This window comes from Teichococcus coralli, from assembly GCF_009829925.1.
Lineage (GTDB): Bacteria > Pseudomonadota > Alphaproteobacteria > Acetobacterales > Acetobacteraceae > Pseudoroseomonas > Pseudoroseomonas coralli.
Map to the genome: position 1 here is coordinate 64,591 of NZ_SNVJ01000022.1, position 13,668 is coordinate 78,258.

Here is a 13,668-nt window from a genome sequence, read left to right on the forward strand (position 1 = left end):
GGGGGACGGGGGGAATTCCGTTTCTCCGGCACGTCTTTCGATCGAAGCAACGGCCGCCCGGGAGCCGCCGGTCTTCACGCAAGCCCGGCCTGCCCCTGGCGCCGGGGCGGCAGGGTGGTATCGTTTTGTCATCTGGAACCGCGCATGGAAGCTGGCATGCCCGACATTCTCTTCGTCAAGCCGACCCTGCCCCGCGCCGGTGCACTGGTGCTGCCCCTGGCCGAGGGCTTCACGCTGTCCGGCCTGGCGAAGGAGGCGGACGAGGCGACCGGCGGCGCCATCGCGCGCGGGCTGGAGGCGGCTGGCTTCAAGGGCAGGAAGGGGCAGAGCTGCACGCTCTGGGCCCCGGGGGGGCATCTTTCGCGGGTCGTCGCGGTGGGCCTTGGTGCCGCGCCGGAGGAGCGCGGCGCCGAGGCCGCGGGCGGCGCCGCCTGGCCGCTGGTCTCCGGTGAGCCGGAGGCCATGGTAGCGGCCGAGGGGCTGAACGCGGCGCTGGCGGCCGCGCTGGCCTTTGGCGCCCGTCTGCGCAGCTACCGCTTCGACCGGTACCGCACCAAGGAAAGCGCGGAGGACAAGCCCAAGCTGGTGCGCCTGACCGTCGCCAGCACCGAGCCGGAGGCGGCGCGGGCCGCCCATGCGCCGCTCTCGGCGGTGGCGGACGGCGTCTTCCTGGCGCGCGACCTGGTCAGCGAGCCGCCCAACGTGCTGTTTCCCGAGGAGATGGCGGAGCGCTGCCGCAAGCTGGAGAAGCTCGGCGTGGAGGTCGAGATCCTCGGCCCGAAGGCGCTGAAGGAGCTTGGCTTCGGGGCGCTGCTCGGGGTGGCGCAGGGCAGCGCGCGGGAGCCGCGCGTGGTGGTCATGCAGTGGAAGGGCGCCAGCAAGGCCGGCAAGGGCGACGGCAACGGCAAGGCCGGGCCGGTCGCCTTCATCGGCAAGGGCGTGACCTTCGACACCGGCGGCATCTCGATCAAGCCGGCCGCCGGAATGGAGGACATGAAGTTCGACATGGCCGGCGCCGGTGCGGTGATCGGCGCCATGGCGGCGCTGGCCGGGCGCCGCGCCAAGGTGGATGCGGTCGGGCTGGTCGGCCTGGTGGAGAACATGCCCTCCGGCACGGCGCAGCGGCCGGGCGACGTGGTGAAGTCGCTTTCCGGCCAGACCGTCGAGGTGATCAACACCGATGCCGAGGGGCGGCTCGTCCTGGCCGACGTGCTCTGGTACGCCCGCGAGCGCTTCAGGCCGCGCTTCATGGTGGACCTCGCGACGCTCACCGGCGCCATCATCGTCGCGCTCGGCCACGAGCATGCCGGCCTGTTCAGCAACGACGACGACCTCGCGCAGAAGCTGGCCGCCGCCGGCACGGCGGTGGGCGAGGCGCTGTGGCGGATGCCGCTGGGCGAGGCCTATGACAAGGCGCTGAAGTCCGACATCGCCGACATGAAGAACGTCGGCGGCCGCCCCGGCGGCTCGGTGACGGCGGCGCAGTTCATCCAGCGCTTCATCGACACCCGCGAGGGGCCGATGCCCTGGGCGCATCTCGACATCGCCGGCACCGCCTGGGCGACGAAGGACAGCGCCACCGTGCCGAAAGGCGCCACCGCCTTCGGCGTGCGCCTGCTCGACCGCCTGGTGGCCGAGCACTACGAGGGCTGACGGCATGGCGGGGCCTCCCGGGGGGCGGCGCCCCCCGACCGGGGGCTGAGCGATGCGCCTGCGCCTCAGGACCCATCTCGGCCCGAAGGCCGCCGCCCGCCCGCGATTGCTGCCCTGGCGCGCCGACCATCCGCCACCGCTGCCGGACATGCCCTTCACCCCCGGCACGGCGCGCTGGCGGGAGGGTGTGGCGATCGCCCCCGGGCCAGAGTGGCGGCAGGCCGGGGCCGCCGCCGTGGCGGTGCTGCCCGAAGGCACCCGCCACGCCGTGCTGGACGCCCGCGCCTTGCGGCCGGAGGAGGCGGTGGCGATGGCCATGGGGGCGCTGCTGCAGGCGCCGCGCGGCTTCCGGCTGGACCTCTGGCACCGTGGTGAGGACGCGCTGGCGCCGCTTTGCCGCGACGCGCGGGCGGTGCTGAAGGGCGTGCTCCTGGCGCGCCGGCTCACCGCCGCCCCCGGCAACGCGCTGACCCCGAAAATCTTCGCGAGGCGGCTGCGGCGGCTGGAGCGGCATGGCATCGGGGTGCAGGTGCTCGGGCGCCGGCGGTTGCGGGCGGCGGGCTTCGGCGCGCTGCTGGCGGTCGGGGAGGGCTCGGCCAACCCGCCGCGCCTGGTGGTGCTGCGCTGGCGCGGCCGCATCGCGGCGCCGCCGCTGGTGCTGGTGGGGAAGGGCATCACCTTCGACACCGGCGGCCTTTGCCTCAAGCCGGCGGCGGGAATGGAGGCGATGCGGGCCGACATGGCCGGCGCCGCCGCCTGCGCCGGGGCGATGCTGGCGCTGGCCCTGCGCGACAGCCCCGCGCCGGTGGCCGCCGTGCTGCCGCTGGCGGAGAACGCCCTCGGCGCGGCCGCCTACCGGCCGGGCGACATCATCACCACCCTGTCCGGCCTGACGGTCGAGGTGGTGGACACCGACGCCGAGGGCCGCCTCGTGCTGGCCGATGCGCTGACCTATGCGGTGCGCGCCTTCCGCCCCGAGGCGGTGGTGGACCTCGCCACGCTGACGGGGGCGGTGGTCACCGCCCTCGGCCATCACCGCGCCGGGCTGTTCGGCAACGACGCGCCGCTGGCGGCGGCGCTCTGCGCGGCGGGGGAGGCGGTGGGCGAGCGCCTTTGGCCGCTGCCGATCGGCGCGGCGCACCGGCGCGACCTGGAGAGCGGCATCGCCGACCTCCGGCAATGCGCCAGCGGGCGCTTACAGCCCGACGCCTGCCATGCCGCCGCCTTCCTGAGCGCGTTCCTGGGCGGGAGCCCGCCGGCCTGGGCGCATCTGGACATCGCGGGGATGGCGGAGGAGCCTGCGGACCGGCCGCCCGGTGCCGCGCCCGCCCCGGGCGGCTTCGGCGTGCGGCTGCTGGACGCGCTGGTGGCCAGCCGCTTCGAGGACCCGCACCGCCGATGACCACCCCTGCCGAAGCGCCTCCGGCCAGCGGCTTCGCGCCGCTGGTGCCGGAACTGGACGTCACCGACCTCGCCCGCAGCCTCGACTTCTGGACGCGGGTGCTGGGCTTCCGCATCGCCTATCAGCGGCCCGCACAGGGCTTCGCCTATCTGGAGCGGGAGGGGCCGGGTGCGCTGACCGTGCAGGTCATGCTCTGCCGCTACAATGGCGGCTGGGCGGTGGCGCCGCTGGAGCATCCCCTCGGCCGCGGCATCAACTTCCAGATCGAGACGCGCGGGCTGGCGCCGATCCTGGCGGCGCTGGAGGACGAGGGCTGGCCGCTGTTCCGTCCGGTCGCGGAGGCGTGGTATCGGGCCGGCACCCTGGAGGCGGGGCAGCGGCAACTTCTGGTGCAGGATCCGGACGGCTATCTGCTCCGCTTCATCGAAAGCCTGGGAACGCGGCCTGCGCCAGCGGGAGCCATAGCGGAGGCGTCGTGAGCGAGATCGGCTTCTATCACCTGACCCGCACGCCGATGGAGCAGGCGCTGCCCAAGCTGCTCGGCCGCGTGCTGGGCCAGGGCGGGCGCGCCGTGGTGCGGGTGGGCGACCCGGCGCGGCTGGCCGGCCTCGATGCCTCGCTCTGGCTCTCCACCGACCCGGACTGGCTGCCGCATGGCTCGCCGCAGGGCATCGGCCACCCCGAGCTGCAGCCGATCTGGCTCACCACCGAGGACGAGGCGCCGAACGGCGCACGCTTCCTGTTCCTGGTGGACGGCGCCGACAGCGCGCACCTCGGCGCGTTCGACCGCGTGCTCGACCTGTTTGACGGGCAGGACGAGGCCGCCGTCGCCGCCGCGCGCCGCCGCTGGGCAGCGGCCAAGGCGGCCGGGCACAGCCTGACCTATTGGCAGCAGGGTGGCCGAGGCTGGGAGCGAAAGGCCTGAGGCCGGAATTGCACTGGGCGGTACTGCTCCTGGCCGGTTGGTTCGCGGCCTGGGCCTGCTGAAACAAGGAAGCGAGGCCGGGGAGAAAGGGGAACCCGCCCCGGCTTCCTGGAGAAAGCAGGGTTCCAGGCCTGTCCGGGGCCGTGCCCCGGAGCCCCGAACCTCCTTTGCTTCCTGCCGGCTTCCGGCTCGGCCAGTGCGACGTCCGCGGACCATTGTCGCGGGGGCGGTCAGCGGAGCGGCTTCCGTGGTGGAGCGGGCCTGTGCCAGAAGCGCTGCGCGCCCGGAAAAGAAGGGGATTGGGGGGAACTCGTTCCCCCAGCCTTCATTCCGCGCCCTTCCAGACGGCGTGCGGCGCGCGCCAGAGCACGGGGTCGCGCATCGCCTCGGCCAGGGCATCGGAAACCACCTCCAGCAGCTTCATGCCCTTCTCGGCGGTGGCGGCGCGCGGATCGCCCATCACGCCGGTGCCCGGGGCGCGCTCGGCGAAGGACCAGAAGCGCTGGAAGGGGCCGGAGCGCGTGGTCGAGGGATCGGAGAGCGCGCCGGCCACCTTGTCCTGCCGCACCTGCCCGGGGTCCAGGGCGAGCCAGAAGCTGGTCTCCGCCTCGCAGGCGTGCTGCACGCCGGGCTGGGTGTCCAGCAGCGCGCCCAGCTTCGGGCCGGCGACGTGGAAAACGGTGGTGGCCACCACGGGCATGTCGAATTCCAGGCACAGCTCGCGCGCGGCCACCGCCAGCGGGTCGATGTTGCCGCCGTGGCTGTTCACCAGGAACAGCTTGCGGAAGCCCTGCGCCTTGATCGAGCGGCAGACGCAGGCGAGCACCGCGCGGAAGGTGGCGTAGTCCAGCGTGATGGTGCCGCCATAGGGCAGGTGGTGCTCCGACATGCCCTGCCACATCGGCGGCAGCACCACCGTGGGCAGGTCGGCGGCCTTTTCAGCCGCGCGCAGGCAGCAGGCATGGCCGATCATGCTGTCGGTCCAGACCGGCAGGTGCGGCCCATGCTGCTCCAGCGAGGCGACCGGCAGCACAACCAGCGCGTCGCGCTCCGCCAGGCTGCGCAACTCGGGGGCGGTCAGCCGCTCCCAGCGCACTGCGTTCTCCGTGGCTTCGCTCATCGGGTTCGTCCTCCGCTTCGGGTCGAGGGCGCACGGAACCACGGGGCGGGAGGGCCGTGAAGGGCGGCCGCCTCAATCGGCCTGGCCGAAGAGCCGGCGGATGCCGCCCCGCAAATGCGCCGCCATGGCCGCATGGGCCGCCGCCGCATCGCCCGCCTCGACGGCGGCGAGGATGCGGTCGTGCTCCGCCCGCATCTCGGCGAAGCGCGCGGTGGAGGGAAGGGTGCAAAGCTCGCGGGTGAGGCGGATGCTGAAGCGGGTCTGCTCCGACAGCGCGGCGAGGGTGGCCGCGAAGAACCGGTTGCCGCTGGCATGCGCGATGGCGAGATGGAAGGCGATGTCCTCCTCGATCGCGGGCCGTCCCGCGGCGGCCTCCGCCTCCAGCGCCCGGGCGGCCCGGCGCAGCGCGGCGCGCGCGGCGGAGTCGGCGCAGAGGGCGGCGCGGGCCGCCATCTCGCTTTCCAGGCCGCAGCGGAACTCCAGGAAGCTCCGCACGTCGGGGATGCTGTTCAGCGGGCCATAGGCCAGGCTGAGCGGCGGGGATGCCGCGGCCTCGCGCATGGCGGCCTCGCGCACGGCGGCCTCGCGCACGAATGTGCCGGAGCCCTTGCGCGTTTCGATCCGCCCTTCGGCCTGCAGGCGGGCGAGCGCCTGCCGCAGCACCGGGCGGGAGACGGCGAAGCGACCGGCCAGCGCGTGCTCGCCCGGCAGGCGGCTGCCCCGCGGGAACTCCCCCGAGGCCAGCATGTCCAGCAGCCTGGCATGGACCGCCTCGCTCAAGGGGCGGCCGGCGTCGTGGTGGCTCATGGAAGGCCGACCCTGCGCTTCAGGCCCGCAGCCGGGCGGGGTTGCCGAAGGCGGTCGCCCCGGCGGGCACGTCCCGCGTCACCACGCTGCCGGCGCCGATCAGGGCGTCGTCGCCAATGGTCACGCCGGGCAGGATGATGGCGCCGCCGCCGATCCAGACGTTGCGGCCGATTTGGATGGGGCGGCCGAACTCCAGGCCCGAGGCGCGCCCTTCCGCATCGCGCGGATGGTCCGCCGCCAGGATCTGAACGCCCGGCCCGATCTGCGTGCGCTCGCCGATGGTGACCGCTACGACGTCCAGGATCACGCAGTTGAAGTTCAGGAAGACGCCGGCGCCGAGGCTGATGTTGTAGCCATAGTCGCAATGGAAGGGCGGGCGGATCACCGCGCCCTCGCCGACGGCGGCGAGCCGCTCGGCCAGCACGGCGCGGCGCTCGGCGGCGGGGCGGTCAAGCATGGCGTTGTAGCGCACCATCCAGTGCCGGGCGGCCATCATGTCGGCCTGCAGCTCGGCATCCCCGGCGTCGTACAATTCGCCGGCCAGCATCTTTTCCTTTTCCGTGCGTGCCATGGCGGCTCGTCTCCCTGTTGTTTCCGGCCAGCGGGCAGGTCAACCTTGCGGAAGATGTAAAATCTGTCAATCGATAAGTGAAAGTAAACACCAAAATAGCAGAAATCTGCAAATCTGTTTGACAAATACCAGCTCCTCCTGAAGCTGTTCCCAACCGCTGTCACGGCAGCGCCCGCGAGCCCGGCGACAGACCGGGCCGGTCGGCGCATCCCGTTGCCGCGCGGAAAAGGAGGAACCGCCGCCATGATGAGAAGAGCTGCACTGGGCCTGGCCTTGTCCCTGCTGGCGCCCTGGCTGCCCGCCGCCCACGCGCAGGTGCCCGACCGGCCGGTGCGTATCATCGTGCCCTTCGCCCCCGGCGGCACCAGCGACATCGTCGCCCGCCTGCTGGCCAACGGCGCCATGCCCTTCCTGCCGGCCGGCGTGGTGGTGGAGAACCGGCCCGGCGCCGCCGGCAACATCGGAACCGCCGAGGTCGCCCGCGCCGCGCCCGACGGCACGACGCTGATCCAGTGCACCATCGGCACCTGCGGCTCCAACCCCTCGCTCTACGCCAATCCCGGCTATGACCTGGCGCGCGACTTCACGCCGGTGATCCTGACCGGCGCGGTGCGCAACGTCATGTCGGTGCGGCCCGGCCTGCCGGCGCAGGGCCTGAAGGAGGTGCTGGAGCTCGCGCGCAAGCCGGACGGGCTGAGCTTCGGCTCCTCCGGCGTCGGCGCCTCCAACCACCTGGCGCCGGAGCTGCTGCGGGAGAAGCTGGGGCTCCATTGGGTGCACGTGCCCTATCGCGGCAGCGGGCCGGCCATCACCGACCTGATCGCCGGGCGGATCGACGTGTTCTTCGACAACCTGCCCTCCATCCTGCCGCATATCCGCGCCGGGGCGGTGCGGGCGGTCGCCGCCGTCTCCGCCGAGCGCATCCCCGAGCTGCCCGACGTGCCGACCTTCGCCGAGCAGGGCATCCCCGGCATCGTCATCGACAGCTGGTTCGGCTTCCTGGCGCCCGCCGGCACGCCGCCGGCGCGGGTGGCCGCGCTGAACGCCGCCTTCAACAAGGCGCTGGAGGACCCCGCCGTGCGCCAGCGCCTGCAGGCTGCCGCCGTGGTGCCGCTGGGCGGCCCGCCCGAACGCATGGGCGAGCAGGTGAAGAGCGAGACCGCCCGCTGGGGCCAGGTCATCCGCGCCAACAACATCCGCGCCGAGTGAGGTTCCCGGTGTCCCGCATCACCCGCCTCCGCACCATCCGCATCACCGAGCGGCCGAACCTGATCTGGGTCGAGGTCGAGACCGACGAGGGGCTGACCGGCCTCGGCGAAAGCTTCCGCGGCGCGCAGGCGGTGGAGGCGGTGCTGCACGAGCAGGTGGCGCCGCTGCTGATCGGCCGCGACGCCCGCCGCATCGAGGCGGTCTCGCGGCAGCTCATGACGCCCTATCTCGGCTTCCACAGCGCCAGCGCCGAGGTGCGCGCGGCCAGCGCGGTGGACATCGCGCTCTGGGACCTTGCCGGGCAGCGGCACGGCATCCCGGTGCACGAGGCTTTGGGCGGCGCGGTGCGCAACGAGATCCGCGCCTACAACACCTGCGCCGGCTACGCCTACAACACGCAAGGCGCGGCGCGGCGCGACATCGGCGCGGCGGACGTGGCCGCCGGCCCCTATGACGACCAGGTCGCCTTCATGCGCGATGCCGGCGCGCTGGCCGAGAGCCTGCTCTCGGAGGGCTATGCCGCCATGAAGATCTGGCCCTTCGACATCTACGCGCCCGCCACCGGCGGCCACATGATCAGCCTGGAGGATCTGAAGGCCGGGCTGGAGCCCTTCCGCAAGATCCGCGCCGCCGTCGGCACCCGCATCGAGGTGATGGCGGAACTGCACAGCCTCTGGGGCACCCAGGCCGCCATCCGCATCTGCCGCGCGCTGGAGGATTACGGCGTGTTCTGGGCCGAGGACCCGATCGGCAAGATGGACGACGTCCAGGCGCTCGCCGACCTCCGCCGGCAGACCCGCACGCCGATCTGCGGCAGCGAGACGCTGGGCGGCACCGTGCCCTTCCGCACCCTGCTGGCGGCCGATGCGATCGACGTGGTGATGCTCGACCTCGCCTGGTGCGGCGGGCTGACCGAGGCGCGCAAGATCGCCGCCCTGGCCGAGGCGCATGCCAAGCCGCTGGCGCCGCATGACTGCACCGGGCCGGTGACGCTGATGGCCGGGCTGCATCTCGCCCTGCACGCGCCGACCGCGATCTTCCAGGAGGTGGTGCGCGCCACCTTGGCCACCTGGTACCGGGATTTGGTGACGGGGCTGCCGGTGCTGAAGGGCGGGCTGGTGCAGGCCCCGGAGGCGCCGGGCCTCGGCACCGCGCTGCGGCCGGAGGTGAGGCAGCGGGCCGACGCGGTGATCCGCGAGAGCGGAGGCTGAAACAGGCTGGGAAAGGGGTTGCCGGTGAGCGCCGGCGACCAGCGCAACGCCAAGCCGGCAGAAGGAAGATGGGGGACCGGGGGAATTCCTTTCGCCGGACTTTTCCTTCTCCGGCATCGGCTTCCCCGCGCAGTGCGATGTGACTGGCCCTGGCGCCGGCGCTGCGGAAGGATCAGGAGAACGAATCGTTGGAGGAACGGACCATGCGTCGCCGTGTGCTGCTGGGATCCGCTTTGGCGGCCCCGGCCCTGCTTGCCCTGTCCTCCCCGCCCTCGCGGGCACAGGGCTTCGACCATACGCTCCGCATCATCGTGCCGAATGCGCCGGGAGGCACCAGCGACATCCTGGCGCGGCTGATCGCGCCCGAGCTGACCCAGGCGCTGGGGCAAAGCGTGGTGGTGGAGAACCGCGCGGGAGCGGGCGGCAACATCGGTGCCGACGCGGTGGCGAAGAGCCCGCCCGATGGCCACACCATGCTGTTGCTGGACGTGTCCGTGCTGGCCACCAACCCGGCGCTGTTCCCCAGGCTGCCCTACAACGCCGAGACGGATCTGGCGCCGGTCAGCATGGTGATCTACGCGCCCTACATCCTGACCGCCAGCAACAAGCTGGAGGCAAAGGACGCGCAGCAGCTGGTGGCGCTGGCGAAAGGCCATCGCGGCGGGCTGAACGCCGGCAACTCGGGGAACGGCACCGCCTCGCATCTCACCCAGGTGGCCCTGGCCGACCAGTGGGGCACCGAGATGACGCATGTGCCCTATCGCGGCGGCGCTCCCGCCCTGATGGCGGTGACCTCCGGCGAGGCCGACCTGACCGTGGCCGGCGCCACCCAGTCGCAGCCCTATGCGGTGAACGGGCAGATGCGGGCCATCGCGGTCACCGGCGCGCGCCGCCTCGCCAGCCTGCCGGATGTGCCGACCTTCCGCGAACTGGGCTGGACGGCCGAGGACGCGGGCACCTGGCAAGGGCTGCTGGTGCAAGGCAAGACCCCGCCCGCGCAGGTGGCCTTGCTCTACAAGGCCTTGCAGGAGGTGCTGGCCCGCCCCGCCCTTGCCGCCCGCATCGCCGAGCTCGGCGGCGAGCCGCGCGCGGATGGGCCGGAAGCCTTCCGCGCCTGGCTCTCGCGCGAGACGGAGCGCTACGGGCAGCTGATCCGCGCCCACAACATCCGGGCGGAATAGGAGGCGGCAGGCTAGAGCTGCGCTTCCAGCGGCAGGCAGCGCACCAGGTTCGCCATGGCGCGCCGCCCCCAGGAGGCCTCCGGCTCATGCCGCGTGCTGCCGAGGTCGTCGGTCCAGCGCAGGCTGCCCTGCGGCGTCAGGGAGAGGCGGTAGCTGCGGTGAAGGTCGGTCAGGCGGTTGTATTCGCGGGCCAGCAGCTTCGCCAGGCCGGGGTGCCGGGCGAAGGCGCCCATCTCGGTGTTCAGGTTGGCCGAGCGCGGGTCGAGGTTGAAGGTGCCGACAAAGACCAGCTCGCGGTCGATCATGATGGCCTTGGTGTGCAGGCTGGCGCCGCGCGAGCCGAAGACACCCTTGCCGCTGCGCCCGCTGCGCTTCAGCTCGTAGAGCTCGACGCCCAGCTTCAGCAGGCGGTGGCGGTAGCGCGCATAGCCGCTGTGCACCGCGACCACGTCGGTCGCCGCCAGGGAGTTGGTGACGACGCGGATCCGCACCCCGCGCCGCACCATTTCCTCCAGCACCGCCATGCCGACCTTGCCGGGCACGAAATAGGGCGAGATCAGCACCGCCTCCTGCCGCGCCTCGCGCAGCACGGCGTTGATGGCGGGGGCCATGCCGCCAGGCACGTTGCGCCCTTTGGCCTTGGCTGGCGGGTCGGCCAGCACGCGCACGGTGTTGTCGGCGGGCAACAGGTGGTACTCCTGTGCCAGCATCTGCGCGCGGGTGGCGGTCAGCGCCTCGCGGTAGGAGCCCGCCGCCTTGGAGGCGGGGATCGCGTCCAGCTCCTCGCGGAACGCATGGAGCGCCTCGGGGCTCACGCCGGCGGCCTGGCGGAACTGGTCCATCGGGCGCGCCAGGCTGCTGGCCCAGTAGGTCTCGAAGACGCGCTGCGCCTGGGTGCTGGCCTCCCCGGCGATCAGCAGGTCGAGGTCGCGGAAGTTGAAGTCGCCGGCGCCGTCGAAATAGGCGTCGGCGATGTTGCGGCCGCCGACCAGCGCCAGCTTTCCGTCCACCACCCAGTTCTTGTTGTGCATGCGATGGTTGAGGTGCCAGCCGCCGAGAGCGAACTCCACCCCCATGCCGAACTGGCCAAGCCAGCGCAGGCGGGCGGTGTTGAACAGCCGCACCTCGACCATCGGGTGCGCCGCCAGCAGCGTGATGCGGCGGTCCATGCCAAGCGCATAGCTGTCGTCGAGCAGCATGCGCACCCGCACGCCGCGGTCGGCGGCCTGCAGCACCTCGCGCGCCAGCAGCCCGCCGGTGACGTCGTCGGACCAGTGGTAGTACTGCAGGTCCAGGCTGCGGCCGGCGGCACGGGCGCTGAAGGCACGCACCATGAAGGCCTCAAGCCCCGTGGGGAGCAGCGCCACGCCGGTGTCATGGCCGCGGAGGAGGGACTCGACCACGTCATCCAGCTCCGAACGGGGTGGGGCGGCGCCCGCCACCACGGCCGGATGCGGCCGGGGCCGGAGCAGCGTGCCGTTCATGCCGCCGCCGCGACCTCGCCGGACGGCGCCGCATGCGCCGCAGCCAGCGAGAGCCGCGCCTTCAGCGGGAGATGGTCGGATGCAATGCGCGCCAGGGATGAATTGTGTGCCTGCACATCCCGGACAACGCCGCGGGGCCAGCCGAAGATGCGGTCCAGCGCGAAGACCGGCATGCGCGAGGGAAAGCTCGCCGGGCCGAAGGCGACGCTGCCGAACAGCGACTCGAGCGGCCTCAGGGAGGAGCGCGGGCCCGGGCGCCATTCGTTGAGGTCGCCCAGCATCAGCGTCGGCATGCTCGTGCCGCGCGCGATGGCTTCCAGGATGGTGGCGGCCTGGCGCAGGCGGCAACGCCGGAGCAGGCCGAAATGCGCGGCGACGATGCGCAGCTTGCCGGCCGGCAGCTCGATCTCGGTGAGGACGGCGCCGCGCGGCTCGGCGCCGGGCAGGGCCAGGCGCTGCACTTCCAGCGGCGTTCCGCGCCGCACCAGCAGGGCGTTGCCATGCCAGCCATGCCCGTCCGGCAGGCGCGAGACCGGCACCAGCGACAGGCCGCTCTGCTGCAGCGCCTGGGTGTCGAGCAGGCCGATGCGGCGGCCGAAGCGGCGGTCCGCCTCCTGCACGGCGAGGATGTCCGGCTGGATCTCGGCGATCACCTGGGCGATGCGGCCGGGATCGAAGCGCCGGTCGGTGCCGACGCATTTGTGCACGTTGTAGGAGGCGACGGTGATCTCGTCCGGGCCCGGCGGGGGCAGCGGCGGCACCGAAGGCAGCACGGAAAGGCCATGCCGCCCGCGTAGCTCCGACAGCCGCGTCGCCGGGGCATGCCCTGCCGGCCGCCGGCCCCTGCCATGCGAGGCGTCGGGGGGTGTCATGCTGCGCTCCGGAAAAACACGCGATGGTCGCTCCGCCTGAAATGGAAGAACGGCGGCGCGGCGGGCCGCCTGCTGCTTCCAAACCTAGGAAAGCGGGCGAGGGTTTCCAAGCGGAAGCTTGGGGCGGGCGCCCGGCTCAGCCCAGGCCCAGCAGGGAGCGGGCGAAATCCCGCGCGCCAAAGGGCCGCAGGTCGGCCGCCTTCTCGCCGACGCCCACCGCATGGACGGGCAGGCCGAACTCCTGCGCCAGCGCCACCACGACGCCGCCCTTGGCCGAGCCGTCCAGCTTGGTGACGACCAGGCCCGAGACGTTCACCATCTCGCCGAAGACCTTGCACTGCTGGGTGGCGTTCTGGCCGGTGGTGGCGTCCAGCACCAGCAGCACCGAATGCGGCGCCGAGGGGTCCACGCGCTGCATCACGCGGATGACCTTGCGCAGCTCCTCCATCAGCGCCGTCTTGTTGTGCAGGCGCCCGGCGGTGTCCACCAGCAGCACCTCGGTGCCCTGGGCCTGCGCCTGCTTCAGCGCGTCGAAGGCCAGGGCGGCGGCGTCCGCCCCCTCCTTGGCGGGGGCGAACACCTCGCAGCCCGTGCGCTCGCCCCAGATCTGCAACTGCTCGACGGCGGCGGCGCGGAAGGTGTCGCCGGCGACGAAGCCGACGCTGCGGCCCTCCTCGCGCCATTGCTGCCCGAGCTTGGCGATGGTGGTGGTCTTGCCGGTGCCGTTGACGCCGACCACCAGCACCACATGCGGGCGCTTCGTGCCGTCCAGCGCCAGCGGCTCGGCCACCGGCTCCAGGATGGTGGCGATCTCGGCGGCCAGCGCCTCCTTCACCTCCTGGTCCGTCACCTCCTTGCCGAAGCGGCTGCGGCGGAACTGCTCAACGATGCGCTGCGACGCGGCGACGCCGAGGTCGGCGGTGATCAGCGCCTCCTCCAGCTCCTCCAGCGCCGCGTCGTCCAGCTTGCGCTTGTTGAACAGGCCGCTGATGCCGTCGGTCAGGCGTGCGGTGGAGCGCGACAGGCCCACCCGCAGCCGGCCAAACCAGCCGCCCCGCGCGGCGGGCTCCTCCGCCGGCAAGGGCGCGTCATCCGGCTCGGAGGGCAGGAAGGCGGTGACGGCGGGTGGCGGCACCGCGCCGCGCTCCGGCGCCGCGGGGGGCGGCTCGGGCCGCGCAGGCTCCGCCGGGCCAGGGGGCGCGGCCGGCACCTCGGGCGGCGGCACCGGCATGC

13 protein-coding genes are annotated in these 13,668 nt (G+C 72.9%); 7 read left to right on the plus strand and 6 right to left on the minus strand.

Annotation, left to right across the window (positions count from 1 at the left end):
- Window positions 1-156: 156 nt before the first annotated feature.
- From E0493_RS19460 to E0493_RS19475, 4 genes are read left to right on the plus strand one after another with little or no spacing between them, the layout of a single operon-like run.
- Complete coding sequence (locus E0493_RS19460) at window positions 157-1,653, plus strand: leucyl aminopeptidase (RefSeq protein ID WP_160938921.1); 1,497 nt, start codon at window positions 157-159, stop codon at window positions 1,651-1,653.
- 52 nt (window positions 1,654-1,705) lie between these two features.
- Window positions 1,706-3,055 (plus strand): M17 family metallopeptidase, encoded by a 1,350-nt coding sequence (locus tag E0493_RS19465; protein WP_160938922.1) that lies wholly within the window; start codon window positions 1,706-1,708, stop codon window positions 3,053-3,055.
- Complete coding sequence (locus E0493_RS19470; protein ID WP_160938923.1) at window positions 3,052-3,534, plus strand: bleomycin resistance protein; 483 nt, start codon at window positions 3,052-3,054, stop codon at window positions 3,532-3,534. The genes E0493_RS19465 and E0493_RS19470 overlap by 4 nt, the downstream gene beginning before the upstream one ends.
- The gene (locus tag E0493_RS19475) at window positions 3,531-3,980 is read left to right on the plus strand and encodes a DNA polymerase III subunit chi (protein ID WP_160938924.1); all 450 of its coding nucleotides are present in this window, start codon (window positions 3,531-3,533) and stop codon (window positions 3,978-3,980) included. Before E0493_RS19470 ends, E0493_RS19475 begins: the two co-directional genes overlap by 4 nt.
- 325 nt (window positions 3,981-4,305) lie before the next feature.
- Here the strand turns inward: E0493_RS19475 and E0493_RS19480 are convergent, their stop codons facing one another.
- From E0493_RS19480 to E0493_RS19490, 3 genes are all read right to left on the minus strand, one after another.
- Window positions 4,306-5,100, minus strand: a complete 795-nt coding sequence (locus E0493_RS19480) for a creatininase family protein (RefSeq protein WP_160938925.1) — start codon at window positions 5,098-5,100, stop codon at window positions 4,306-4,308.
- A 72-nt stretch (window positions 5,101-5,172) separates the two neighbouring features.
- Window positions 5,173-5,907, minus strand: coding sequence for a FadR/GntR family transcriptional regulator (locus E0493_RS19485; RefSeq protein WP_160938926.1), 735 nt, complete (start codon window positions 5,905-5,907; stop codon window positions 5,173-5,175).
- Between the two features lie 19 nt (window positions 5,908-5,926).
- Window positions 5,927-6,478 (minus strand): sugar O-acetyltransferase, encoded by a 552-nt coding sequence (locus E0493_RS19490; protein ID WP_160938927.1) that lies wholly within the window; start codon window positions 6,476-6,478, stop codon window positions 5,927-5,929.
- Between the two features lie 243 nt (window positions 6,479-6,721).
- Here E0493_RS19490 and E0493_RS19495 point away from each other — a divergent pair, with 243 nt between their 5' ends.
- From E0493_RS19495 to E0493_RS19505, 3 genes are all read left to right on the plus strand, one after another.
- The gene (locus E0493_RS19495; RefSeq protein ID WP_160938928.1) at window positions 6,722-7,687 is read left to right on the plus strand and encodes a Bug family tripartite tricarboxylate transporter substrate binding protein; all 966 of its coding nucleotides are present in this window, start codon (window positions 6,722-6,724) and stop codon (window positions 7,685-7,687) included.
- Window positions 7,688-7,695: 8 nt separating this feature from the next.
- The gene (locus tag E0493_RS19500; RefSeq protein ID WP_160938929.1) at window positions 7,696-8,898 is read left to right on the plus strand and encodes a mandelate racemase/muconate lactonizing enzyme family protein; all 1,203 of its coding nucleotides are present in this window, start codon (window positions 7,696-7,698) and stop codon (window positions 8,896-8,898) included.
- A gap of 203 nt (window positions 8,899-9,101) precedes the next feature.
- Window positions 9,102-10,079 (plus strand): Bug family tripartite tricarboxylate transporter substrate binding protein, encoded by a 978-nt coding sequence (locus E0493_RS19505; RefSeq protein WP_160938930.1) that lies wholly within the window; start codon window positions 9,102-9,104, stop codon window positions 10,077-10,079.
- Window positions 10,080-10,090: 11 nt separating this feature from the next.
- Here the strand turns inward: E0493_RS19505 and E0493_RS19510 are convergent, their stop codons facing one another.
- The 3 genes from E0493_RS19510 to ftsY all read right to left on the minus strand — a co-directional run bounded on the left by E0493_RS19510 (window position 10,091) and on the right by ftsY (window position 13,666).
- The gene (locus tag E0493_RS19510) at window positions 10,091-11,563 is read right to left on the minus strand and encodes a phospholipase D family protein (RefSeq protein WP_160938931.1); all 1,473 of its coding nucleotides are present in this window, start codon (window positions 11,561-11,563) and stop codon (window positions 10,091-10,093) included.
- A complete protein-coding gene (locus E0493_RS19515; RefSeq protein ID WP_160938932.1) occupies window positions 11,560-12,435 on the minus strand; it encodes an endonuclease/exonuclease/phosphatase family protein in 876 nt (291 codons plus the stop codon). The genes E0493_RS19510 and E0493_RS19515 overlap by 4 nt, the downstream gene beginning before the upstream one ends.
- Window positions 12,436-12,571: 136 nt before the next feature.
- A complete protein-coding gene (gene ftsY, locus E0493_RS19520; RefSeq protein WP_160938933.1) occupies window positions 12,572-13,666 on the minus strand; it encodes a signal recognition particle-docking protein FtsY in 1,095 nt (364 codons plus the stop codon).
- Window positions 13,667-13,668 lie beyond the last annotated feature (2 nt).